The organism is Catenuloplanes indicus (assembly GCF_030813715.1).
Lineage (GTDB): Bacteria > Actinomycetota > Actinomycetes > Mycobacteriales > Micromonosporaceae > Catenuloplanes > Catenuloplanes indicus.
Genome location: NZ_JAUSUZ010000001.1, coordinates 7,326,843 through 7,353,645, shown reverse-complemented (window position 1 = coordinate 7,353,645; position 26,803 = coordinate 7,326,843). Strand labels below are relative to the sequence as shown.

Genomic DNA, 26,803 nt, shown 5'->3' with positions numbered 1-26,803 from the left:
CGCGCCGGTGGCCCGCCCGGGCCACCGGCGCGCAGCCGGTCAGCTGCCCGAAGCCGCCGTCGCGGTCTCGTAGATCGCGGTGACGGCGGAGTACGTGCCGGTCGCGTCCATCGCCAGCTGCCAGTTCATCATGCCGCCGGCGTTCGCCAGTGCCCAGCTGGTCTTGGTACGCAGGTTCGGCAGGCCGTTGTAGCACTCGTCCTTGCCGTTGACGACGACGCAGTCACGGTCGGCGTTGGCCTGGTCGCGCGCGACCAGGTCCGCGAACGTGAGAAAGCTCGGCCGGCTGTAGAACGGCACGCCGACGACGGCCTTCCCGGCCGGCAGACCGCGGCCCTTCCACCAGTTCACGGCGTCGACCGTCCAGTCGACGTTGGCGTGCGGGGTCCCGCCGTCGTACGTCATGATGTTGAGGAAGTCGACGAGCGCGAAGACCTCCGGCTGCACGCCCGAGCCCGCGTTCTTCGACGAGACCGCCGCGGTGAGCAGCTTGCCGCGGCCGTGCAGCGCGGTGCTCAGCTCGCTCATCAGCAGCGTGAACCGCTCGGCCGACACCCCCGGATCCGGATACTCCCAGTCCATGTCGACACCGTCCAGGCCGTACTGGTCGACCAGGCCGACCAGGGCCTGGACGTGCCGCGCGCGGCCCTCCGGGGTGGCGGCGAGCGTCTCGAACGCGGAGTCGTCGCCGTCCATCCAGCCACCGACCGCGATCATCACCTTGACCCCGTGCGGCCGGGCGAGCTGAACGATCTGCTCGAGCTTCGCGGTGTTCTGCAGCGGCTGCAGCGAGCCGTCCGCGTTGGGACGTGCGAACGAGTACATGACGTGGGTGAGCTTGTCGTACGGGATGGCCGCGGCGGTGCCGCCGGACGCGGTGGAGTAGCCGACGTGCTTGAAGCCGTCCGGCAGGGCCGCGGCCGCGGCGGCGGGCTGGACCTCCGCGCCGGAGGTGCCGGCGGTCGACAGTGCGAGTGCGGTGCCGGTGACGGCGACGGCCAGAGCCGTGACGGAGGCCCATAGGCGACGGGATGCCATGCGTGAACGCCTCTCTGCGGGATGGACTGGCACGAGCGGAAACCGTCACCCGGGGTACGCGACGGCCGCTCGCTCTTCACCCGGGACGAGCGGCACGGCGGCGATAGTTCGACTTTGTCGATGTTTGTGAGACGTGTCGCTTTTGTGAACCGGTCGGCACGCCCCTTCCCCACCCATTGCCGTCGGCGCGCAGGCACACGTGCCGGCCTGCGGCCGAGCCGGCGTCACGGGATCGGGGTGAACCAGTTGAGCCGTACCCGGCCGTCCTCGCTGAGCAGATCCCGGCAGTCGTAGCTCAACAGTCCTCGCACCGGGTCGACGAAGCGCTTGAGTTCTCGGCGCCGTACCGCCACGTCGCGACGCGCCCACCGGCGGCCGAACTCCGGCCCGGTGGCCGCCCGGGGCGTCGATCGGATGCCCCGGGCGGCCGGCGTTTCTCATGGCCGGCTCAGCAGTTCGACGCTATCTCGGCTGCCACCCGCAGCTGTTCGACGCGCATCTGCTGGAACGGGTCAGCAGCCGGTGCGCTGTCCTTGAGAGCCATCAGGTTGACGGTCCATGACACGCGGTCGTACCGGTCCATGCAATCGCTGTAGGAACCGTTGACGCCCTCCGCGATCCCGCGGATCGGGTCGAAGATCGGCTTCAGCCGCACGTGCTCCAACGGTTTCGCGTCGAGCAGCTCCTCGTCATCCGGCAGCGCCAGGATGTCCATGACGGATTTCATCATCGTCACACTCGCCCGGTCCTGACCGGTCACGGCCACCGCCCGCATCATGGACAGCACCTGCCGCTCGGTCAGCTTGCCGCCGAGGAACGCCTTGAACAGCATGGCGTCCCACCGGAACCGATCCTTCCGTTCCGTCGATCTGCCCATCTCCTGCACGTAGTCGAAGACGAGAGCCGCCGTCACCTCTCCTCGAGCCTCGGACCAGACAGGCTCCACATCGAGTGACTGTGTCACCACCGGCTGCGGCTTGATCTTCGGCTCCATGCCACTGCTGCGGGCGAGTTCCCACGCGGTACGGAACACGGGAAGCCGAGTATCGTCCGGGCTCGCCTCGATCAGCGCGTCCAGGCTCGTGAACACCGCGGCGTCGTTCAAGCGCGTCCAGTTCTCCCGCAGGTACTGCCACGCCGGTTCTGGATCATGGCTCATCAGCCACTCCTCCAGCGCCGTCGGCAACCCGGACCTCCGGCGCGAGAGTGACCGAGCGGCATCGAACACCTCGGCGGCCGGCGCTTCATGAAGGTCGCCGACCGTCCCGCCGCCCGTGTCGCGGAGTCGCCACGCCGGCCGGGAACCCGCCAGCTCGACGGTCAAGGCCACCGGCCGAAACTCCGTGAGCACCTCCTCGAGCAGCCGGGTCCCGTGCCCGGTGGCCTGCGACCCGACCACGAGCGGGGCCGAGCCGAGCCGGCCGAACCACCGCAGCGCGTCCCGCAGCCTCTCGATCGACGCAGCGACCTCCTCCGTGCTCTCCGCCAGGTCGACGGCGATCACCGGCCGGTCAGCGCGGGCCGCGTGCGCGCGAATGGCCGCCAGGATGCCCTCCGGCTGCCGCCTCCACGAGCCGAACTCCAGCCGCGGCATCGACGACGGCCAGAACGCTCCCGGGAACACGCCGGTCCGCAGCGCCGCGTCGAGGGCCAGCAACGGACGAACCGCCGCGTGGCTCCCGTCCGGCACCAGCCGGGCGACCCGGCGAATGGTGTCCGCCGCTCCCAACTCGGGCAGCCGCATCCAGAACTCGAGCTCGGAGCCCTGGGACAGCCGGTCGAGATCCTCCATCAACGTCGCCCACGCGCGCGACACGTCCCGATCCGCCCGGACCAGGCTTTCCACTCCGGTTCGGGCCACGCCGGCAGCGAACAACACGTCACTCAACATCACCCGCTGGGGCGAGAGATGCGGCTGCGACAGCCCCGCCGGGTGGTCCCGCCGGTCAACCACCTCGGCGGAATGGATTACGAGGTCATTCGCGGTGGATCGCGGGAGGCTGTCCGTGGAATCCCCGTGCCGGCCGCTGTCATTCCGGGACTGCGGCACAGCGAACGCGACGGTCAGCCGGTCCCAATCCGCACCGAACAGCTCCGCCCCGGCCGGAATCGGCGAAGGCTCCCCGAGGGCGGCCGACAGCCGCGCCGCCGCCGATCCGTATGCGGTCACCGCGGTGCCGATCATCGACCACAACGCGTCATCGGACAGCTCGCCGGTCTCGGTGCCCAACACCATGCCGACGGTCCTCAGCTCCGCACGCGCCAGGCTGACCGTCCCCAGCACCACAGGCGCATGCGGCACGCCGATACGGTCCAGGTAGTCCTTCGCCGCGGTAAAGACGGACAGCCACCGCTGCCGCGCATTGGCATGGACCGCTCGCGCATCCTGATCGCCCGTCGGCCTCGAGAACGCCGCCTCCGACGTTGCCGAGTTGCCACCGGCGTCCGCGCCGTAGATCAGCTCGTCCTGCATGAAGACGTGCCGGTCGTTCGGACGCGAGGCTGGCCCGGTCTCGCGCTGAGCGAGCGATGCCTGGACCGGGAGGGCCGCGATACGCGCGATTTTACCTCTGCTCTCGGTGTGCAGGCTCTCCAGAAGTGCCAGCCGTCCGGGACGGCCGGGGGTGCGGCCGGCTTCCCTGACCAGTGCGTCCAGCGCCGTCGCGATCACGTTCTCGTTGGTCGTATCGGTGCGCACACCGGCGTGGTCGGCAAGCGCATCGGTCAGCAGGAACGGGATCGCCCCGCCCCCGGGACCCGAATCGGCGAACCTGGACGGATCAACACCGAAGAGGTGCCAGAAGAGCGCACGGTCCGCCTCGTCGACCTGGTACAGGTCGGCACCGTCCGTCACGGCCGGTACGTCAAGCGGTCGCTGCTCGGGATCGTGCACCCGGATGCGGCGCGGGTCGAATTCCCGGCCGGCTGCTGCCGCGGACTCGGCTATCCAGCTCAGCGCGGTCTGCCATGTCAGCCATGCCGTCGGCCGGCCGGGTACACCGATCACGAATTCCGGGTCATTCGGTCCGATGTCCGGCTGGGCACCGGGTTCGCCGAACCAGAGACGGCTGCCGACGATCTGGGCGGCCAGGCCCGAGCCGAGGTCGTACCGGCCGGAATCGCGATCTGTCACGGCGGTGCGTTCGCGTCCCACGGCGGGCATCGCCGTGGTGATCCGGTAGTGATCGGTGTCCGAGCCGAGGGCCGGCTGGTGATTGAGGCCGTAGGACGCGAAGCGTTCGTCCGGCACGCCGTGCAGCCGGCTGCGGCCGATCGTGACGGCGTGCCTCGTGCGGAGCATCGTGGCCATCCGCACCGCGTCGTCCGGGGTCATCGGCGCGGCCGGTACCAGTTCGATCACGGTGCCCTCGGGCTGGGACGCCAGCATGCGGGACAGCCGGGCCGGGTCCTCGTCGGCCTGCGGCTCGATCACGATGAGGGGGCCGCTTGCCGGTGGCCGACGCGTTATCGAGGACTGCGTTCCTTCGGGATGGATGTGGACACCGGCCCGCCCGAGGCCGGTCGTTTGGTAGCCGCGCGGCGGCACCACGGTGGTGCCCGTCCAGTCGCGCACCGATCCACCGGAGCGCAGGACACGCCTGCTCCACACCTCCGCCCCGGTGTGCTGGCCGAACTGCCGGATGGTCTCAAGGCGATCGTGCATCTTCCGCCAGGCACGCTCTGCTTCGGTCAGACGTCGCCTGAGCCGGTTCCCGCCCGGCCCGGGTGCCGGTGGCCGGATCGCGTCGAGTTCTGCGGCGAGCCGATCCAGATCGTTTCGCCAGTACCAGTCCGCCGCCTCGCCGTCCGAGAGGAAGAGGTTCGCACGGGGATCGTCGGTGCCTGCGCGGCTGAGCACGTGATCTCGCACCCGGTCGATGCCGGCCACCTGCTCGGCCGTGATTCTCTGTAGCTGCACGCGGGCCGTCTCGGACGCCACGTGCTGCTCGGCTCTGAGCAGACCGCGGAGCAGGGACGCCAGCAGCTCGTCGACGGTGCCACCCCGGCGTAGCGTCAGCGACCAGTCGGCGACGTCGAGATGCCCGTCCCCGATCGAAGCCGAGCTTGAGAGCACCACCTTCTCCAGGGGCGGCAGGGCATCGGCGTGCACCAGGCTGTGTGCCACCCGGGTCCACGCGTGTTCGTCACCGGCGGCCAGCGCTGCGTAGTTCTCGGCCGTGACCTGTCTGGCCAGCTCGAGTGCGGTCGTGCTCGCCGTCTGATACGCCCGATGTGCGAAGCGCTGCTCGAATCCGGGCCATTGCATCGCCCTGAGCAGGTTGGGTGTGATGTCGGCGAGTCCGGCGTACGCCACCGTCGTCTTCACCAACCGGATGAGGCGGACCCGCGCATCCATTGTGCCGGCGCCGGTGATGTCCTCGGCCAGCCTGCCGACCGCCACGTCGATCGTCGCCTCGTCGGTCGTCCCCGTGGACACCCGCGCCATGTCCAGCAGCGCGTCGAGCATGTGATAACCGGTGACCACGCGACCGGCCGGGTCACGCACCGTGAGGGATTCCGGCGCGAGATCGTCGCCCAGAAGGTAGGGGAAGAGGTCTAGTTCCGTTCCCCTCGGGACGAGGATGTCCTCGACCGCGCTCTCCGTCGCCACTCGCGCCGGCTCCGGATTGTGGATTCGCACGTCGTGCAGACGGAATGACTCTCCGGCCGCACTCGCGAACTCTGCCACCCACTCGAGCGCGGTCTGCCATACGTACCATGGAGTCGGCGCATCCGGCGTGCCGATGACCACACGCGGGTCACTCTCGGCGATCTTCGGCGACTTGCCGGGTTTACCGATCCACAGGTGGTTACGGTCTGCCACCACCGCCTCGATGTCCGGGCCGAGGGTGTAGCGGGCGTCGGCGTCCGTGGGGGCGGTGACGTGAACGGCTGAGTCGAACGGTTCGGGGCCGACTCGGTACTGGGTGGCGAAGGGACCGAGCGCGGGCCGGTGGTTCAACCCGTACGCGGCGAAGTGTCTCTGGCTGTCGTTCGCCCACCGCAGATCGAGCATGTCCTTGCCGATGCTGAGGTGATGGTCCACTCCGAGCACTCTGGCGAGGTCGATGACGGCGTTGTGGTCCATCTGGGTGTTGGGCCGCAGTTCGACCACCGATCCCGCACGCAGGGAACGCCGCAACCAGCCGATCGTCTCGCGGATCGTCCCGTTCCTGACGGCACGATACGGGAATTCGAGGTAGATGAGCGGGCCGGTCTCCGGCGAACGGCGCTCCGGGGCGACCGGCCGGTCGTCCGTGCCGTCCGTCAGGTGCGGCATGTAGAGCCGGAACCCGGCCTGCCCTGTCGCCGACACCAGTGGATATGTCGTGAACCCGGGTGGCTGAGGCCACATCCCGCTCCAGTCCATCTTCGGAGCCGCCTTGGCACGGTCGCGGCGGAGCGCGCGATCGAGGGCCTGGTCAGGCTGCTGTGCCGCTCGCAGTCGTGCCTCGGCGTGCTGCCGTCGCCAGAAGGACTCCTCGTCCGCGAGCCGGCGGCGCAGCCATGCGCCACGTACGCGGTCCGGTCTCATCATCTGCGCGTGCAGATCGTCGAGGCGGCGAACCTTCTTCGATGCGTCCTGCCGGTCCGAGCCGGGCAATGCGGCCGGTCCCTGAACGAGACCGAACGGGCGGTCGTCGGCGTAGCCGGCCAATCCGAGATTCAGCGCGTACGCGTGCCACAGCGCCCGGCTCGTTGCCTCCCGCGGCTCCTGGGTGTTCACGGTGATCACCTTGGCCTCTACGTCGGGAGGTGCACCGGCGTCGCTGTGCCGCACCGTCCAGCCGGCCGTCTGTAGGCTCTCCACCAGCCATTCGATGTTCCGATCCCTCAGGTAGTCATCGATCGGGAGCGGCGCCATCACCGTCAGGCCCGGACCGTTGTCCTGCTTGACCCGGAAGGCCACGTCGACCGTCTCGACCCTGACCCGGTAGAACTGCACGTCGCGCTCCACCAGGTCGGGCCGTAGCGGTGCGGGATCGTGCTGGAGAGCCTTCTCGATCAGGTGCTTGGCACGCTTACGGTCCTTCTCCGCCGATGGAAGTAGTGCGCGTTCCAGGGAGTTGGTCGCGATGAAGCCGTTCCGCTTGGCCAGCGCGCTGAAATGCGGCACGGCGTCATCCGCGATGATCACGGTTCGCTCGGGCGCACGGCGGTCGCGGCGGCGCAACATCGTCGGCTCCGTGCCGGCGGTGCTCGAGTCGAGCAGCGCGGACACCGTCCGGTCCGCCGACGGGGCGGCCGAGTCAGGGGCGCCCGTGATGATGCTGCCGGTCCGGACGTCCACCTGCACTATGGCATCGTCCAGGTCACCGACCAGGCGAATCATGCCCCGCAGCGCTTCGGGCAACTGGTCCCGCGGGCCGTCGAAGGTGAACGGCTGGATCCGGGCGCTGCCGGTCTCCTGCGACTCGATGAGGTCGAAGTGCTTGGCGTCGCGCTTGCGCACCAGCATCATGTGCTGGGAGCCGCCGGTGACGGACCACACCGGTGTGATGCCGATCTTCATCTCCATCAGCCTGGCCGGATCGACTTCCGCTCTGAAGAAGCCGCCCAAGCGCTGGGCCAGGTCGTCCCGATCCCGGTACAGCTGCATGGCGGAGCCGGACAGCGGCAACCCCAGTGCGGCCAGCACTGCCGCCACTCGCCGCACGCAATCCGGATCGAATCCGTTCCAGTTCGACAACGTGTCCAGGGCGCTCAAGACCAGCCGGTCGGACACCCACGTACGGACGGTGAACAGCGCCGCCATCTGCGCGTGGTCGTCCGGCTCGGGGAACAACGCCCACAGCAGCTCGGACACCTGCGCATCCGGCGCACGCACCAAGCGGAGCGGGCCGTCGCCGATCGCACTGACCGAAGAAGCACCGTCAGTCGTCACCCGCACGGCCGCGGCGCGACCGTCGGTGACGGCGTCGACGCTGGACAGCACGATTTTGATCAGAGCCTGCATCTCGCCGAGAGACAGGCTCGGGTCGAGGCCGGCATAGCTGACGACAGCGTCGTCCGCCCGGACGTTCACCCGGCCGTCCGGTGTCTGGGTGCCGAGGCGGGTCAGCACGTCGCCATGTGCTCCGGCGAACGCGGCGACAGCGCCGGCCATGCCCGGGGTCAGGGCCTGTGCGTCGACGGCCATCGTCCCCGGGAGTGCCACCGCCGCGTTCTTCCGCAGCGTTGCCAGCACATGAGCGAGCTGATGCCACGGCCGTGCCGTCCTGCTCAAGCCGGGCAGAACGATACGGAAGCGATCGGTGGACCCGGCCAGCGGACGGACGTTCACGTCCACTCCCGCGGCCGCCAATTCGGCCGTCATCCGTTCCCGGCGGCGGGCCGCGGAGGTGGCGGTCCAGTCGTCGCCGGTACGCCGGACCGGTAGCTCCACGTCGAATGCGACGGTGACCGGCCGGACCAGGCCAGGGACCGAGGCGTCGTCCGTGTGCGGCACGGACGGCAGCCCGCCTCGCGCTCTCTCATCGACCCAGCGTTCGATCTCGAGCGGCGAGAAGCCGGCTGGCACCCCACGATCCGGTGCTGTCCAGGAGCTGTCGATGCCGGGCGCGACGCTCCATTCCGGTGGCGCATACAGCAGGGTGGTGTCGTGCAGGAGAGGCGCCCATTCTCGCTGGAACGCCGACCGCAGCGATTCAGCCCGGGCAGCCGTCATCTCGTCGAGTCGGTCGGCCGCGCGCTCCAGCAGATCCCGCGGCAGCGCGATTCGCCCGGTCAACAGCACGCGCAGTGCGTCGCCGCGAGTCCAGCCTCGTCCTTCGAAAACCGGGAGCACCTCGTGCTGCGAGAACAGGCTCAGCACGAGTTCATATACGGAGAGACCGACTTGAGCGCCCAGGTGCGCAGCACGAATGTGCAGCGGGTCGGTGACCGGCCACACCTGCTTGAGGTGGAGTGCCGGATCGGCATGAACCGGGCCGACCTCGACCGGTGACACCACATCCAGCAGTCCGTCCGGTCTCGGACCCGGCATGCTGCCGTCGTGCTGAAGGAGAACCGCGAGCTGGACTCGCGCGGCGGCGTCGTCGACGAGGTCCAGCAGCTTCTGTACGGCCTGCTCCGTGACGCGTTCGCCCGGACCGGGCAGGGTGAGGTCGTCCACGCCGGGATAGCGGCCGGGTTCGCGGGCAGTGTCGACCATCGCGCCGAACAACATCGCGGCGGCCTGGATCTGACCGTGACCCACGGCGTCCAGGTCGAACACGACCGAGTCCGTGCTTCGCCACGCCAGGTCCAGTCGCATCGACCAGGTGGACGTTTGGTGATCGGCGACCAGATCCGCGAAGAAGGCCCAACCCGGCCGGGCGGCGGACGGCTCGCCGGACTGCTCCGAGGGCGCGATCAGGCCAAGATCGCGCAGTACCGGCAGATGGGCGTAGAACAGCCGGGCCAAGCGGAGGTACGCGGCCGCATCGCCGTCGAATCCGGTCCGAATCCGGAGCGCGGCCATGCGCGGTCCCGGCAGCTTCTCACTGTGCGGTCCGAACACACTCCCGATGAGCTCGCTCAGCCCTTGCCAGCGATCATTGAGCGCCGAAGGCACCACCGAGACGGTACGCGCCCGCTCGTCCACTCTGCTGGATCGTGCCGCCGCCGAGGCACGCCTGCGCACGACCGTGGCATCGGCCTCTTTCGGGATCGACAGCACGATTTCGATGTCACTGCGAAGCGGCAGATCCGGCAGCAACGGAACGCTGTGGGCCGGGAAAGGATTTCGGTAGGTCGCTTCGCGGATTATGGTATTGACGTTTTCCGGGTGATTGGCGATCAGGCCGGTGATCGTGGCGGGGATCAGCCTGCGGTCACGCAGGCGACTGCGGAAGAAGATCCGGCGAGCGGTGTGCGAGTCCGTCTCGGCGAGCCGGTTCAATCCGGCGGTTCCCCCGGTCTGCCGGAATTGGTCGTGAGCCCATGCCAGTTCGTGCTCCTCGAACTCGACATGCTGCTGCAATCGGCTGAGCCACGGCCGGTAGCCCGCGGTCAGCCGATCGAGGAGGCTCGTCGGCGGGCCGGGGAAATAGCCGGCCGCAACGGCCACGTTGTCGCCACGCATACCCATCCGGGAGCCTATGTGCGCGAGAACCCGTACGTCGATCCCGGACTCCGCGGCCCGTACCCCGAGTTGCCGGGGCAACGCTGATCCGCTGAAGTTCTGCGTCCGGAAGACCGACCAGATGGAGTCCGTGACGGCGGGAAGTGTCTCGCCCTGCCCGTCCCAGCCCGGATTCGGGAGCGCACCCGGGCGCCGGCGGATCTGATCGACCCCGTCCGGTCCGAGGCTCCGGTAGAGGCGCTCGACCGGGCCGAATCTGCCCTGCGCCGGATCGCCCTCCTCGTTGAGCCTGCTCAGGTTGTCCTCGGCCGTGAAGACCGACGGGCGCACACCGACTCGCGCGGCGAACGCGAACAGCACGCCACCGTCCTGCACTCCCAGGCGTGCCGCCGCTTCCGGGAGTTGCGCCGGGACCTCGCCCAGCCGAATGCTGAGCGCTCGCACCCAGAGGGGTGGCACCCGCAGCGCGGCGGCAACCGCGGCGATCCGGTGCCGGTCGAGGTGGAACGCGCTCGCCAAATCGGCCAGCACGGGCTCCCACTGTGTGATCGCCGCGTCGACGTCGCCGCCACCATCGGTGAACTCCGCCGCGTCCTCGAGATTGATGCCCAGCAGCGCGGACAGCACCCTCGCGTTGTTCCGCAGTGAACCGCCCGGCTTGCGGTCATGGGTGAAGCCCGTCACCGCCAGCGCGTCGAGATATCCGGGCACCGTCTTGCCGTACGCCGCGGCCGCCTCCCTGACCTCGCGTACCGCGGCGGCGGTGACATTACTGTTGCCGTATCCGATGTCGGAGTTGAGCACGTGCAGACGACTCGGGTCGATCTGCCAGCGCAGGGCCAGATCGATCAGGAAGGACTTGCCCAGCCCGGTGCGTTGCCGCAGCTCCGACAGAGGGCCGGGGATCAGGTCCGTGGCAATGGCGAGCCGGCGAAGCAAACTCGGTACTCGTGCGGTCTCCCGGGCCAACGCCGCGAGCCGGCGCGGGTCGAGCCAGGGCCGGTCGAAGAAGTCTTCGCTGAGCTCGGGCATGGTGATGTCGGGGTCAAAGCCGTCACCGGCGAACTCCTCTCGCCAGCGATCACGCAACCACAGCTCAGCGGCGTGTTCGGCCCGCTCCGCGGTCAGCCGCCCCGGGCTTTCTCCGTCGAAGCGTGTCAGGTAGGTGCTGATCTCGGCGTCGCTCAGCGTGTCCGCGGCACGCTGGACCGGAAGGAGCTGGAGCGCTCGCGCGTAACTCGCCACTACGCCGGTGAGCCGGCCGGCAAGCTCGCTCAGCGGTCCACGCTCGCCGTCATCGAGCACCCCGAGGACCTGGCTGACATATGCGGCCAACGCCCGGGTGTAGGCCAGGCTCCAGTTCACGGTGACGGAGTAGCGTCGATTCCCGTCGGTCAGTGGCGTACCGGCGCTGTCCGTGCCCGTCCGCTTGACCGCTTGTTCATGTGCCCACCTGAAGCGCTCAGCCGCCTCGTCCAGCGACGGCATCCCGAGCACCGACGGTGGCTGCAAGGCATATCCGACGTCGGCTCCGTCGTGTTCCGCGAGGGCACGGTCCGCGGCCTCCCGCAGTCGCACCCCGTGATCCCGAAGTCGTCGCAGGCGATCGAGCGGCTCCCGCAGGCCTCTCTCCAGCGGGGCTGCGGATCCCGGTGGTGCCTCGGCCTCACGGACTGACGTCAGGTCCGCGTTCGTTTCATCACGGATTGCGTGCACCCAGTCCGCGAGCGCTTCGAGCAAGGCGCCCAGCGAGGCCTCGTTGCGCGCTTCCCGGGCGTCCCTGTCCGCCATGTCGATCGACTCGACGGAATCGTCCAGGTCTTCCCGGGCCTGATCGAAGCTGTCGGGTGCGGCGAGCGGCAACTGGCTGAGCCAGAGCCCGAGCTGGTACACATCGGGCCACCCGCGCGCATCGCGCGCACTCCACCGGGACGCCTGCCGCAACATCCAGCCCACGTGATGACGGGGGTCACGAATCGGTGACCATCGTCGTGCGGCCTCGATGAGCTGCGTCGCCAGATTTCCCGGCCGCAGCCCGTTCGATGCGGCCGCCATGTCACCGGTGACGGCCTGCGAGACCAGATGCGAGAACGCGGTGAGGTGCGCCGGATCGATGAGGTTGCGCCCACTCGTCGCCACCTCGAAGAGTCCTCTCGTCCGCACTCCCATCCGGAAGGTGGTTCGACCCAGCCAATCGGGCATCCAGCCGATCCACACGGACAGGCCGACGAGGTCGGGCAGATCCCGGTCGTTCAGGCCGGCTCGGCTCATGATGGTCAACAGCTTTTCCGGATCACTCCACCGCGCACCGATGAAGTCGCGGAACAGCTCCGGGTTGCGATCGAGCCCGAAGCGTGACCGCCACTCCACGATCTCGGCGTCCGAGTAATCCTTTCTGGGCAGGCCCCGCTGCAACACGGAACTCATCTCCGGCTCTCCGTGACCCAGCAACGCCTCCCAGTGCGCGCCTTCGACCACCATTTCCAGCGGCACGTCGGCGAGGAACTCGTGCAGCAGCAGCTCGACGTGCCGAGAGGGCAGCAGGAACCCGAGATCCGTCACCGGGACGCCGAGTCGTGCGGAGAGCGTGACGTACCGGCTGACGGTCTCGGGAGTCGCACGTCCTTCCACGGTCAGCAGCGCACTGACCTCCTCGGCGATCCACTCCCCCCGGGCGGTCCACTGCGCGTGGAACCTCGCGTCCAGCGCGGCGTGCGCCTCGCTTCCCGAGGGGAAGCGCTGCCATGGCCCCCACCGTCCGGCGTCGTCACTCTCCCGGTATTCCTCCCCGCCGGTTCCCAGCCGGCGTTGCAGCTCGTTGCCCTGCGACCGGTCGAGGATGCCCAGGGTGGCCTCGATCTCCGAGGCGACGCCGGCCAGGTGCCGCGGTTCCACACCGAGCTTGGCGGCGACGGCGGCCACCTCGGCCGGGTGACGCAGGCCGAGCAGGTCCGCCCCACGAGCGGGGTCCACGACCATCGCCTGCCGGATGCGTGCGACCTCCACGGCCGCCGCCAGCGACGTATCCGGCAGCACGAGCAGCAGTTCCAGCGGCACCTTCTCGTGCAGGAACGACGTCAGAGCGGGCAGCGCGGACTCGTCAAGTCCGAGCCGGGCGCCGATGTCGCTCAGGTGCACGATGTCGTCCCTGCTCCGGACGCCGTGCGGGCGCAGCCGGTCCAGCAGCTGATCCCCGTCCGCCGGGCCCGCGTTCACCAGGTCACGGATCTGTGCGCCGAAGATCGCCAGGGCGTCGGGGTCGACGCCGAGATCGATCGCGATGTCGAAGAGCGGACCGGGGATCCGAAGAGCGATCCGGCCGGCGCTGACACCGATATCGTGCGGCGTCCGGCCGATGACCTGAAGCCAGTGGCGCAGCCGATCGGCGGAGGCTCCGCCGGAGCCCGGCAACGCCTGCAGCGCCTCCGTACGGCCGGGAACCGGCGCCGCGGCGCCCCCGGACGGTACGAAGTCGTCACGCATGCCGACCGCGGTCGGCAGATCGAGAAGCAGCTCGATCGCGCCCGGGAACACGGTCGATGTGCTCCGGCGCCGCGCATCGAGGGTTTCCACCAGCAGATCCGCCCGCGCCGCGAAGCGCAGCTGTGCGCCGATTCGCACCGGGCCCACCGGCACCGCGTTCCTCAGCGAGCCCCGTGGAAAGGGGTTGACCGGGCCGTTTCTCGGTGCGAGCAGTCCACGAAGCAGGAAACGACTGCGCAGCTGCTCCGGTAGCGCGCCGGCGTCGATTCCGCCGATAACCGCCCAGCCGTCCTTCCAGGCGGACGCGTCGACGTTGAACGGTCGTTCGACATCGCGAGCCAGCTCGACACCGGTGAACAGCGGTGGCGGTTCGTCCGGAACGACGGTGTCCCACTGCAGGACCGGCCCGATCGTGCCGGTGGCTCCGGGAAGGCCGGTGAGCCCGGCGGAGACCCGGAGACCTCCGCTGAATGCGATGTCCTCGGCGGACACCCCGGACGGCCGGTACACACCCTCCCGGTCTGCCCGGACCGTGATCCGGACATCCCGGAGCGCGTCCGGAACGTCCCGGTCGCCCTCGGCCGGGGCCGGGGCCAGCTCGATGGGATGGTCCGGCGACGCACCCCGGCGCGCGTCGGACGCTCCGGCGGCCGGCAGGGCCGCAAGAGGCAAGCCCGGTCCGGTCGTACGCACCGGGCGCCAGCTGTCCCAGTCGTCCTCCAGTGCGGCGTGCTCTCGCAGCTCGGCAGCGACGGACCGAGCGAGCGTCGCGCCGTCCTTCGCCCCCGGCTCACCGACGACCGAGGGCCGCCCGAGCGAGGGCCGGCCGGGGCCGAGGCCGGCGCTCTCGATCACCGTCGCGCTGGTGCGGGCCGCGGCCGCGGCGAGCGGCTGGTACACGGTGGCGCCGTCGGCGCCACGCGCGCTGGTCAGGAAGACTTCCGGGGCGCCGTCACGTCCGTACCGATGTGCCGTGCCGTCCGGGTCCCAGACGTACATCCGCACGTCATGCCGGCTCGCCATCACCTCGGGATCGTTCGCGGGCGCCACATCGGAGAGGCCGAGCCCGGGATGCATCGACCGGGCGGAGGCGAGGACGGCAGACGCCAGATCCGTACCCTCACCTGCCGGTTCCAGACCGAACGGGGTGAACAGGTCACTACCCGGCGCCGATGCACCGCGTCGTGCGGCAGTCTCGATCAACGGGTCGGGGCGCCCCGGGCGGGCTCGTTCGCGCATCGTCTTCGGCTCGGTCCCGGCCGTTCCCGGGTCGATGAGTGCGGCCGAGGTGCGGCCGTCGCCCGGGCTTGCCGAGCCGTGCGGTCCAACGGCGAGCGTGCGCGTACGGATATCCGCCTGCAGCAGTGCCGCGTTCTGATCACCCAGCAGACGGATCGTGCCGCGCAGTGGTTCCGGCAGCCAGCCGTCCTGCTCGGCGAACGTGAACGGCTGCAGCCGATCGGCCCCGCTCTCCTGGGTTTCGATCAGGGCGTAATGCATCGCGTCACGGCGATAGACCAGGACCATGTGCGCCTGTTCCACGGACCATACCGGGGTGATCGCACCGATTCTCAGCTCGGACAGCAGCGCGGCGGAGGCCGGCGGGAAGAACTCGCCACCCATCCGGGCCGCCAGCCGGTCACGGCCTCGCAAGGCATCCGCGACTGCTCCGGCCATGGCGATCCCCAGCCGGCTGAGCACCTGCTCGACCCGGTCGACACAGTCGGGATCGGTTCCGTCCCAGGCGGGGAGACCCTTGATCGCCTCGAGCAGCAGCTCGTCGTCGGACTTGTGCTGAGGGGGAAGGAACTGAGCGAGCCGGGGCTCCTCGGCCAGGACCAGTTCGGCAAGACGGTCCAAGGCCAGCTCAGCGTAGTCCAGCCGCATGTGCGCGGTCTCCGTCTGCGCCGCAGTGGTGCCGGCCGGGTCCAGGCTGCCGACGAACGCGAACGCTCGGTTGCTCGCGGCGAGCGCTGACTCCCAGGAGAGGCGGATCACGGTGATCACCTGCGGGGCCACGTTGCCACCGAGTCTCCATCCGATGAATCCACGGACCGGCCCGGTCGCGAGGCGGAGTGCCTCGCGTAGTCCATCCGCGCGTTCCCGCGGTGTGGCCTGTCCGCGGCGTACCGCGTCACCGATGGGGACCAGGGAAGACTCCCGGCCCCGGCGCCACAGGGGGCGCGCCGGCGGCGGCGGGAAACTCTGCATCGTCGCGGCTCGCTGAACGGCGTTCTTGATGCCGCCCTGGCTGCGTGACCACTCCCGCGCCGCACGTGACCGGCGAGTTCCCTCGTGGAGGACGTCGAGAACCCATTGCGTTGCCGTAGCCGTGTCCTCCAGTGTCATGTACTGGTCGAAGGGCTGCGTCGGATTCCGGAGGTTCGGGATGAAGCGCACTTCCCTTGAGAACCGCCGCATCTCATCGCCTACCGGCGCATCGGACGGCACCGTGGCATGGTCCGTGAAGTTGGTGAGATGGCGCTTGCCAGCCTCGGTGTTTCCCCTGAGAGCAAGCAATATGACTTCGTAACCGGTGAACCCCGCCGGCCGGCCGCCGGAACTCTCGGACCCCTCGGAGCCGGACTCGTCGACGTCCGGGATGGACATGTCCGAGCCGCTGTGACTTTCCCGGTCGGATTCATCGTCCCTCGAGGGCGGCACCTCCTCGACGTCGAAGAGGCTCTGCCCCGGCTCCAGCTCCGGGTCGAGTTCCCTCATCTGGGCCGCGAGACGCTCCTCGAGCAGCGTGATGATTTTGTGTGCGTTGTCGCCGCTCCAGCCGTCAGTCAGCTCCAGCAGCTCGGCGCCCATTTCGTGCAAACTCTGCCGGCCGAGCTGCAGCACGCCGTTCTTGGCGAACGTGGCCACCTGCCGCGCATACGCGAACCGGAACATTTCGGTGACCGCGCTCACGATCTTGGCGCGCAGGGCGGTCGTCTCCGCGCTGCGCAGCAGCCAGGTCACCGCCTCCGCAGAGAGCGGCTGATCGGTCAGCGACTGAAGGTAGAACTCGGCGATCTCCCACGCGGCGGCCTCGATGTCCTGCTGAAGGTAGGAGAGCGTCTCGTAGTTGTGCTCCGGTTCGTCCCGCGGGGACAACACATGCCGCCCGGCGGATTCCCGTTGGATCAGCTCTTGCGTCGTAGCCTCGGCGATGAGGTCATTGCCCAACGTCGCCTGCATGTGGACGGTCGCTGAAGCGACCTTGTCCGGGAAGAACAGTGGCGTGTCCTCGAACCCCGCTGGAAGCGACCGCCTCGGCGTTTCCTTCCGCGGGTCGAGCGTCACATTGCCCGGGGTGAGGAGCGCTTCCCTGAGCGTTCGCGCGTCTGCACGTTGCCGGGCCGAGGGCGCTGCCGCCGCCCACCCGTCGAGCGCCTCCAGCCCCGCACTGTCCGGAACGAGCGCCTGGCGAAGCGTCAGACCGGTCCTACCCGCGTGCTGCAGCCAGCGAATCGCCGTGGTGGCCAGCGTCTGCACACGCGACGCGCTGAACGGCACGGTGCGGATCTCACCGGGCGACGCCGCTCCGGGTGCGGTGACGACCTCGATGATCTCCCACCTCTCCTCGGCGACGATGCGGTCACCCGCCGCCAGCGCCTGCTCCTTCTCCGCATACCACGTTCCTGAGACACCTTGCACAGGTTCCGCCATGTCTCCGTCGATACGGAGGCCCAGCGAAGCGATGGTCGCGACCACCTCCTGTGCGAAAATCGGCTTCGCGCCCGCCGGTAGTGCCGGACCGAGGCGAACCATGGTCTCCAGCTCGAAGCCCGCGTATCCAGGCTGGCGCGATACGGCGGAATGCGGGTCGAGCAACGCGTCCACGGTGTGGGAAACGGTGGCCGTACCTTGTGCACCGGCCACCCGGGCACCGGACGCCACGTCCAACTGCCGCAGGCGCCCCTCCGCGTCGGTGACCACGTGAACGATGCCGGACATCGCCCGCTGCAACTCGCGCAGCGTAAGGGAGGTGACCGTCTTGTTCTGCGTTTCGTACAACAGATAGCGGTCCTCGCCCGAGCGCTCGACCGCGACCATGTGCGCGGCCGCGTCTTCCCGCGTCAGCATGCCCTCGGGCAGCGGCTCGAGCCAGACGGCCGTGACACCGGCGATGGTCATGTCGTCCCAGCCATCGAAGCTTCCCGCCGGGCTGAACCAGCCGTCGAGCAGCTCGGCCACCCGGTCGCGAGGGCGGCGGATGTCGTCGGCCACGGCGGGGCGGGCCAGGCCGGGCGCGGCGATCGCACGGAGTAGCTGCTCGACGCGGTCCGCGCAGTCCGGTGTCCGGGAGTCCCACGGCGGAAGGCCGGCCATCGCGGCGGACAGCCTGCTGTCCACGGTGAGGCCGGGGATGAAGGCGACGGACGTGCCGGGTGCGGTCGCCCGGGCCAGGAGGTGGGGCGGCGCCGGCGTGAGTTCCGGGCCGGGGGTCCACACGGTCGAGCCGTCGGAGACGAGCCAGGCGAGCTGGTCCCCGCCGGGGCCGGGCGTGCGGATCAACGCGGCCGAGCCCGGAGAATCGAGCAGCGCGGCGAGAAGATCGTCCGGAACCGGTCCGTCGCTGCCGAAACGACTCCAGACCTCGTCGACGGTGGGCGGTACCAGGCGGGCCGGGTCCCAGATGCCGGCGGCTCCGGTCAGCACCATGCCGACCGCGAACTGGTGCGCCGTCGACGGTGACGCGTCGAGTTCCCGCACTCGCTCCAGCGGCGCCCTGGTGATGTCCGCGGCGAGCCGGGCAGCCGTCCGCAGGAGCTCTCGAGCCGCGACGTCCGTCGGCGGAAGCAGAAGCATGGCGACCGGCTCACCGTCGGCCGCCCGGCCGTCGGACCCCGCCCAGACGTACCGCTCGTCCCGGGTGGCCTCGGCGGCGACCGGCAGATATGCCTGGACACCGGATTCCGTCACCAGGTGCGACCACACCGCCGGATCGACGTGCTCCCCCGGCACCGAGGCGAGGGCGAGATCGTTCGGCTCGTCCACCAGACTCAGCGTGCGGGCGAGTGCCGCCCGTGCGGAACGATGAGCCAGACCGCTCGCCGGTACGACGATGACGCCCCGGCCCGGCGGCTGGAGCGCCCTCTTGGCCGCTTCCAGCGCCCTGAGGTCGAGCGTCGCCATCGTCGGACCGGGGTGCCAGTAGGCGCGGCCCTCGGGCAGCGGCAGCAGGATGCCGTCACGGCAGTGGATGTCGGGCAACGACGCACGGGACAAGGGAGGCTCCTAGGCGAACAACCGTTGGGCTGTTGACGATGAGACCGCTCACCGGTCTCATCACTGACCGGCTAACAGGTCGTCACGTAAAGTGCGGCGGCGTTGAGCACCGCCTGGAAGTGATCGTTGTCCGCACGCTGCTCCAACTGCGCCGCCCACTGCGTCAGCTGGCGGACGTAGTTGACGCGACCGCCCCTCTCCGGCAGGTAGTCCTTGTGATCGAAGATCTCCTTCTTCATCCGGGCGTCCCAGTTCTCACCGCCCTGAAGCCCCTTGATGACGGCGTCGAGAATGCTTCGGGAGGCGCCGTCGTCCATCGTGCCGAGAGTGATGTCGGACAGGTCGGCGACCGCGGCGGGGGCGGCGACCGGGCCGAGCGCGACGAGCCGCATGACGTCCGGCACCGCCTCGACGGCGCCGCCCTTGACCCGGTTCAGGTAGTCGACGGCCGTGTCGAACACGACCTGCCGGTACCTGGTCGCGTCGACTCCCGCCGGGAGCCCTGGCAGCGGGTCCTCGTCCGGCCGGCCGAACAGGTCGAGCAGTTTGGCGTGCGCGGCGAACAATCCCGAGCTCACCGGGAGGGCGTCGATCACCGGCCGGAGCGTCTTGAGGGCGCTGCCGTTCGTCTCGAGCATCGTCGTGAGCGCCGAGACGTCCTCAAGCCCGGTCGACAGGTACGCCGCGAGCGTCGCATCGACCTGTGCTTCCGGCTTCGCCCGGCTCAGCTCCCCGGCACCGGTGAACGCGGCCTGGGTGATGGTCTTCTGCGGTTGCCCGACACTGGCCCCGTCAGAGCCGACGGTCCGCCAGGAGAACCCGAAGTCGAGCCCGGCGCCCGGTGCCCAGCGAAGCACCGGAGCGCCCAGGCGTGCGGCCGATGCACCGAGATCGGCACTGCCGCTGCCGAAGTCGACGACAACCGGCATCGGCCCCGGTTCCTGCCCACGAAGGGCATGCTGCGCGTGCTGGAACAGCAGGAACTCCACGCCGGCCCGGTGGCGGCCGCCCTCCACCTTCCCCGCGGGCTTGCCGATGACCACGACGGACGTGCCGTGATCCTCGGCCAGCGCGGCGACGTGATCGAGCAGTCCGTCCGGCAGGGTCTGCGACGATCCGACCACGTCGACGGACAGCCGGCCGCCCGGGCCGAAACTGCGGTACGTCGCGACACCCGGCGGCCGGGTGATCGGCATTGGCTCCGCGCCGGCTTCGGCGTGCGAGGTGGCCGGGCCGGCCTGGGCCTCGGCCGGGGACATCTCCGCCGGAACCTCGGTGATCTGGATGCTGTCCGTCCAGGCCGGGAAGCGCGCGAAATCCCCGGTGTGCCAGTCGGTGAATCGCGTGCCGAACTCGTCGTGGGCCGCCCGGAACACCTCAACGGTGTCCGCGCCGAGTGCGCGCACCTCGATCCGTGCCTGCTGCTCATGGCGGGCCAGGTGCGCGAGCAGGTCACCGTAGTTCCCGAAGCTCGCCGGCCCGCTGAAGGCACCGGCGCCGGGCGCCGTCCGGTGCACATACCGGGTCAGCGCCTCGGGCATACCGAGCTGCACCCGGCCGTCCGGGTCGAAGACGATCCGGGCGGCGCTCGGATAGCCGCTCTTCAGCGCCTCCGCCAGCACGTCCGGGTCCGCAGTGGCGTACGGCTCCGAGTGCCAGGGATCCTCCGCCGCCACCCAGGCCACCAGCGCGCTCGCCCGATCGACGGGGTTGCCCGTCTCGTCGACGTAGACCACCCGGTTCGGGTTGATGGTGATCGGTGCATCGGTCAGCCGCTCGACCAGCATGTCCTCCCGGACCCCGGTCATGTCGGCGCGGGCTCCGAGCATGTCCACGCTGAACCTGGCCGGGTCTTCGGCGTCGAGCGGGATCCGGAGAACCATCAGGTCCATCACCTCGGGCGGCAGACCCCGGAAGTACTGGCCGGCCAGGTTACGCGCCCGGGTCTCCTCCGCGGTGACCTTGCCGCTCGGACGGGGAACGCCGTCCTCGGCGATCTCCGTGGCCGGGCTCGTATTCCGCAGCGCGTCGCCGATGTTGAGGCCGAACGACACGGTGGAGTAACCCTTGACCGTCGGCTGGTTCTTCGTCGCCCGCAGCAGCCGATCTCGTCCGAGGCTCGACGTCGGCGCGTTGAACACGTAGTTTCCGCCCGCGGTCGGGAGGACGTGCTCGAGGCAGATCGCGTCCATGGTGCGCTGAGACAGCGGCAGCGTCATGAAGAACCTCCGGGTCAGCGGTGAGCGCCGGGACATGGGGCGACGACCCACGACTGACGGCGCGCACACCTGCGTGGTTCACCGCGGTTGATCGTGCCCGACGGCCGAGGGCCGTCACATCACCGGCTCCGGCGCGAAAACGGTGGTCACGGGCCTGAGACAGCACAGACGAATAGGCATACCTAGACGGTCCGGAAACGTACCCAGACGCGGCGTCGCACCACGGCCCCGGCCCACTCACCTCCACTGTGGACCGCTTGGCGAGCCTCCGCGCGGGCAGTCCACCCGGCCGGCGGACGAGGCGGTTCATTCGCCGAGCAGGCGGCCCAGGATCGCGGCACCACGGGACGTCCGGCCGGAGCGGGCCTCGGCCGCGTCCAGCCGGCCGATCAGTCCCAGGCCGGCGGTGATGCCCAGCCAGCGCAACGGTTCGGGCACCCAGCGCGGGGACCGGTGGCCGACCCAGGGCAGCCGGGTGAGGTCGGTGGACTCGCCCCGGATCAGGTCGGCGAGGGTGCGTCCCGCGAGGTTGCTGGCCCCCACGCCGTCCCCGACGTATCCGCCGGCCCAGGCGAACGCGCCGTCCCGGCCGACGGATGCGTGCCAGTCGGCGGGGATGCCCATCGGGCCGCCCCACACGTGGGAGATCCGTACGTCGTCCGGCAGCGTGGGGAAGAGGTCGACGAGTGCGGCCCGGTGCGCGGCGAGCACGCGCGGGTCCCGGTCGAACGCGGGCGGCACCGTCGAGCCGAAGCGGTACGGTGCGCCGCGCCCACCGAACGCCAGCCGGTCGTCCGCGGTCCGCTGACCGTAGATGACCATGTGCCGGAAGTCGGTGAACGTCTCGCGTCCGGCCAACCCGGCGCGCGCCCAGAACGAGGCCGGCAGTGGTTCGGTGACGAACATCAGCGAGTGCAGTGGCACCAGTGCCCGCCGCCCGCCCGGCAGCGCGGCCGTGTATCCCTCGGTGGCCCGCACCACCACGTCGGCACGCACCCGCCCGTGCGGCGTCACCGCGGCCCCGGGCGGCAGTGACGTGACCGGGGTGCGCTCGTAGATCGTGACACCTCGCCGTTCCACCGCCCGGGCCAGGCCGCGGACCAGCCGAGCCGGCTGCACGACCGCGCAGTGCGGCGTCCAGACCCCGCCGAGCACACCGGACGCACCGCAGCGGGCGGACGCCTCGCCGGCGTCCAGCAGCTGCAGCCCGGAGCCGGGACCGGCCGCCGCGCGAGCCCGCGCCAGCTGGGCCGGCGTGCGGGCGAGCGTGACGCTGCCGCCCTTGGTCCAGTGACAGTCGATGCCCTCCACGCCGATGACCCGGCCCACCTCGTCCACGGTGGCCTCCAGTGCCCGCTGCAACGCGTCGGCACCGTCCTGACCGTGCCGGCGCGCGACCCCGGCGGGGGTGAGGGAGAACAGCGAGGAGCACCAGCCACCGTTGCGGCCGGACGCGCCGTACCCGGCGATGTCCTTCTCCAGCACCGCGATCCGCAGCGACGGGTCGGCGGCAGCCAGGTAGTACGCGGTCCACAGGCCGGTGTAACCGGCGCCGACGATCGCGACGTCCACGTCGCGGTCCCCGGGCAGCGCGGGACGAGGCGTCAGGTCGTCACCGGACGTGGCCATCCAGAACGAGACGTCGCGGTAGTCCATCAGGCCCTCCCACGGGTGGGAGCCGGACACGCCCGGGACGGCAACGCCCCGGGTCCTGCGACATGGCGAGTCGTGCCCGCGCCGTGCGGGCCCGTGCGGTACTTCATGACGGATCTGTTCCCTATGCCGGTGGACGAACGTCGCGCCGGACGATACGCCCGCCCCGCGCCCGGTCCACCGAGGGATGTCGATCGGATGATCGCCGTGACGCCACACCGTGATCCGGGTGGACCACGGCCGGCCGGCCCGGTCCCGTCGCGGGCGCGGGACCGCCGGCGCGGCGATCAGCGGTACAGCTCCGGCATCGGTGGCAGCGCGACCGGCTGCGCGGTGCCCGTCTCCAGCGCGCGCACGCACGCCTGGGCGACGAACGTGGCGGCGAAGCCGTCCCACGCGGTGGCTGCGCCGCCGGTGCCGTCCACCCAGTCCTGCAGCTCCAGGCGGTACGCCTCGGCGAAGCGCGGGCGCCAGTCGGCCGGCAGTGCACGGCCGTCCATGCCGGAGCGGCGCAGCACCGTGGGCGGCGGGCCGTCCAGCGTGACCGTGCCCAGTTCGCCGACGAGTTCGGCGCGCACGTCGTAGCCGTACCGGGCGTTGACGAAGACCTCGACGTCCGCGACCGCGCCGGACGCGGTGCGCAGCAGCAGGATCTGCGGGTCCGGCGTGCCGCCGCCGTGGCTGGTCGCGCGCGGCGCGTGCACGGAGACCTCGATGATCTCCTCGTCCAGGAGCCACCGGGTGATGTCCAGCTCGTGCACGGCCGAGTTGGTGATCACCGCGGCGCCGGGCAGGCCGGGGACCGCGGCCGGGTTGCGGTGCACGCAGTGCAGGATCAGCGGCGCGCCGATCTCGCCGAGCTGGAGCATGCGCTTCATCTGCGTGTAGCCGGGGTCGAAGCGGCGCATGAAGCCGACCGAGACCAGGCGGGTACCGGACTTGTCCTCGGCGTCCAGGATGCGCCCGCACGCCTCGACCGTGGGTGCCAGCGGCTTCTCGCAGAGCACCGGCTTGCCCGCGTTGATGCAGGCCAGCACGTACTCCTCGTGGGTGTCGTCGGACGACGCGACCAGCACCGCGTCGATGTCGTCGTCGACGATCAGCTCGTACGGGTTGCCGAACACCCGGGCACCGCCGCTGGCCAGCGCGACCTCGGCGGCCCGCACCGGGTCGAGGTCGTGGACGCCGGCCACACGTGCGCCGGAGACGGACGAGGTGAGCAGCCGGGCGTGATCGGTGCCCATGATCCCGGTGCCGATGATGCCGACTCGCTTCACAGCGAAACCCACTTTCCGGTACGGACGGACTCGGACATGGCGTCGAGCGCGGTGGCGGCGGCGAGCGCGTCGTCGAGCGTGGGCCCGTGCGGCTTGCCGGTCGCGATCGAGGTGAGGAAACCGGCCGCCTCGATCACCTTCAGGTCGTCGTACCCCATCGGGATGCCGGCGCCGGGCTGGAACGCGCGCAGGTCGCCGTGCCCGGCCGTCGCGTAGATCGTCTTGTAGCTCTGGTCCTGATAGTCCGCGCCGGTACTCAGCGCGAGCTCGCCCATCCGGCGGAAGTCCCAGGACAGCGCGCCGGTGGTGCCGTGGATCTCGAAGCCGTACGTGTTCTGCTCGCCGACCGCGACCCGGCTCGCCTCCAGCACCCCGCGGGCCCCGGAGGCGAACCGGAGCAGCGCGGAGACGTAGTCCTCGTTCTCCACGTCGCCGGGCGGGCCGTCCGCGCGGGAGAAGTGGCTGCCGGCGCCGGAGACGGCAGGCCGCGACGGGATGATCACGGAGGTGTCCGCGACCAGCGACGAGAGGTCCCCCAGCAGATACCGGCCCAGGTCGACCGCGTGCGAGGCGAGGTCGCCGAGCACGCCGTTGCCGCCGGACGCGCGGGTGAACCGCCAGGACAGCCCGCCGTCCGGGTGCGCCGCGTAGTCGCTGAAGAACCGGATCCGCGCGTTGGTGACCGTGCCGATCTCCCCGGCCGCGATCAGCTCGCGGGCGTGCGCGACCGCGGGCGCGGCCCGGTAGTTGAACCCCACCGTGCTCTGCACACCGGCCGCAGAAGCAGCATCGAAGACCGCGCGGGTGTCGGCGGCGTTCACCCCGACCGGCTTCTCGATCCACAGGTGCTTGCCGGCCGCGACGACCGCGGTGCCGATCTCGCGGTGCAGGAAGTTCGGCGCGGTCACGCTGATGGCACCGATCCGGTCGTCCGCGACCAACGCGCGCCAGTCCGCATCAAAAGACGCGAAGCCGTACTGCGCGGCGGCGGCCGCGGCCCGGCCCGGCGCCGGATCCGCCACCGCGACGAGCGACGGGATCAGCGGCAGATCCGGGAAGTGGTGGCGGACTCGCTGGTAGGAGCGGGCGTGCACCTCGCCCATCCAGCCGAAACCCACCACGCCGACGCCGATCCGGTCGGACGCGGTCACACGTTCTCCTTCAGGTAGTTCACGCTGCGCCGCACGTCGTCGATCGGGCCCTCGCCCACCGGCGGTACGTCGTGCAGCGCGCAGTCCTGTTCCAGTACGTACCAGCCGCGGTAGCCTACGGCCTCCAGGCTCCGGACGATCCCGGGTATGTCCAGGTCACCGTCGCCGAGCGGCCGGTAGAGCCCGGACCGGACCGCGTCGATGTAGGGCAGGCCCCGGCCGGCGACCGAGGTGTCCACGTCCTTGAGGTGGACGTGCGCGATCCGGTCCGCGGCCAGCGCGATCAGCTCCGCCGGCCGCATGCCGCCGAGCAGCAGGTGGCCGGTGTCCAGGCAGATCGGCACGTCGCTGCCGGCCAGCAGGCGCAGCACCGCGTCCCGGGACTCGATCGCGGTGCCGACGTGCGGGTGCAGCGCCGGCAGCAGGCCACGCTCGCGCGCCATCGCCTGGAGCGTGGTGAGCGTGGCGAACAGCGTCTGCCACTCGGTCTCGGTCAGCGTGACCGCGTGGTCGTAGCTGCCGTCGGCGGAGCGGGCGGCGAGGACGACCACGGACGCACCGGCCGCGGCCAGCGTGTCCATCGCGGTCGCAGCCTCGTCCAGGTCCGCGGCGGTGGCGATGTGCATGGGCACCGGCAGGAACCCGCCGATCAGGCGCAGGCCGCTGCGGTCCAGCAGCGCACGCACGTCCGCGGCGTCCTTGCCCAGGTATCCGGTCGGCCCCAGCTCGGTGGCCGCGAGGCCCAGCGAACTCATCTCGGACAGCACCCGGTCCGCGGGCAGTTCCAGCCCCCAGCCCGGTGCTTCACACACACCCCAGGAAATCGGTGCACCACCGATTCGTTCCGCCGCTGCGGTCATCCCTTCGCCTCCTCCTGGTACAGGCGCGCCGTGTCACTGGTGGACGGATCGCGCTCCAGCTCGTGGGCCAGCTCCTCCAGCTCGGCACCACCGGCCATCAGCCGGGTCAGCTCGGCCAGGGAGATCTCGGACTTCGCCAGGTCACCCAGGCTCCGGCCCCGGTTCAGGAGCAGAAAGCGATCACCGATGGGGTACGCGTGGTGCGGGTTGTGGGTGATGAAGACGACCCCCAGCCCACGGTCGCGTGCGGCCGCGATGTAGCGCAGCACGACACCGGCCTGCTTCACGCCCAGCGCCGACGTGGGCTCGTCCAGGATCAGCAGCTTCGCGCCGAAGTACACCGCACGCGCGATCGCCACCGACTGCCGCTCGCCGCCGGAGAGCGTGCCGACCGGCTGCTCCGGGTCGCGGATGTCGATGCCCATCGAGCTCAGCTCGCGCCGGGTGATCTCGACGGCCTTCTGCCGGTCGAACCGCCGGAACGGCCCCCACCCCTTCGTCGGCTCGGAGCCGAGGAAGAAGTTCCGCCAGATCGCCATCAGCGGCACCATCGCCAGGTCCTGGTAGACCGTGGCGATCCCGGCGTCCAGCGCCGCGCGCGGGTTGGACAGCGACACCGGGGCGCCGTTCATCAGCAGCTCGCCGCCGTCCGGCCGGTGCACGCCGGACAGAATCTTGATGAGCGTGGACTTGCCGGCGCCGTTGTCGCCGAGCACGCAGGTGACCTCGCCGGCCCGTACCGTGGTGGAGACGCCGGCCAGCGAGATGACCGTGCCGAACGTCTTGGCGACGTTCTTGATCTCCAGGAGCGGAGCGCCCTTACCGGAAGACATCG

General features: G+C 70.4%; 9 protein-coding genes. All 9 read right to left on the bottom strand.

The features are described 5' to 3' along the window. Positions 1-39: 39 nt before the first annotated feature. The 9 genes from J2S42_RS33225 to J2S42_RS33185 all read right to left on the bottom strand — a co-directional run bounded on the left by J2S42_RS33225 (position 40) and on the right by J2S42_RS33185 (position 26,801). Positions 40-1,038, bottom strand: a complete 999-nt coding sequence (locus tag J2S42_RS33225) for a glycosyl hydrolase family 18 protein (RefSeq protein WP_307245599.1) — start codon at positions 1,036-1,038, stop codon at positions 40-42. 224 nt (positions 1,039-1,262) lie between these two features. Further along, positions 1,263-1,454: an MmyB family transcriptional regulator gene (locus tag J2S42_RS33220; protein ID WP_370879456.1), complete on the bottom strand. Its 192-nt coding sequence runs from the start codon at positions 1,452-1,454 to the stop codon at positions 1,263-1,265. A gap of 32 nt (positions 1,455-1,486) precedes the next feature. Next, positions 1,487-18,793 (bottom strand): hypothetical protein, encoded by a 17,307-nt coding sequence (locus tag J2S42_RS33215; RefSeq protein WP_307245597.1) that lies wholly within the window; start codon positions 18,791-18,793, stop codon positions 1,487-1,489. 86 nt (positions 18,794-18,879) lie between these two features. Beyond that, positions 18,880-21,027 (bottom strand): hypothetical protein, encoded by a 2,148-nt coding sequence (locus J2S42_RS33210; protein WP_307245594.1) that lies wholly within the window; start codon positions 21,025-21,027, stop codon positions 18,880-18,882. 306 nt (positions 21,028-21,333) lie between these two features. After that, entirely contained in the window at positions 21,334-22,683 is a 1,350-nt protein-coding gene (locus J2S42_RS33205; RefSeq protein WP_307249176.1) for an NAD(P)/FAD-dependent oxidoreductase, read from the bottom strand. A gap of 284 nt (positions 22,684-22,967) precedes the next feature. Then, positions 22,968-23,957, bottom strand: coding sequence for a Gfo/Idh/MocA family oxidoreductase (locus tag J2S42_RS33200; protein WP_307245592.1), 990 nt, complete (start codon positions 23,955-23,957; stop codon positions 22,968-22,970). Further along, positions 23,954-25,108 (bottom strand): Gfo/Idh/MocA family protein, encoded by a 1,155-nt coding sequence (locus tag J2S42_RS33195; RefSeq protein WP_307245590.1) that lies wholly within the window; start codon positions 25,106-25,108, stop codon positions 23,954-23,956. Before J2S42_RS33195 ends, J2S42_RS33200 begins: the two co-directional genes overlap by 4 nt. After that, on the bottom strand, positions 25,105-25,920 hold the full coding sequence (locus tag J2S42_RS33190; RefSeq protein ID WP_307245588.1) for a TIM barrel protein: 816 nt from the start codon (positions 25,918-25,920) through the stop codon (positions 25,105-25,107). Before J2S42_RS33190 ends, J2S42_RS33195 begins: the two co-directional genes overlap by 4 nt. A 44-nt stretch (positions 25,921-25,964) precedes the next feature. Further along, positions 25,965-26,801 (bottom strand): ATP-binding cassette domain-containing protein, encoded by an 837-nt coding sequence (locus J2S42_RS33185; protein WP_307245586.1) that lies wholly within the window; start codon positions 26,799-26,801, stop codon positions 25,965-25,967. Between the last annotated feature and the right edge of the window lie 2 nt (positions 26,802-26,803).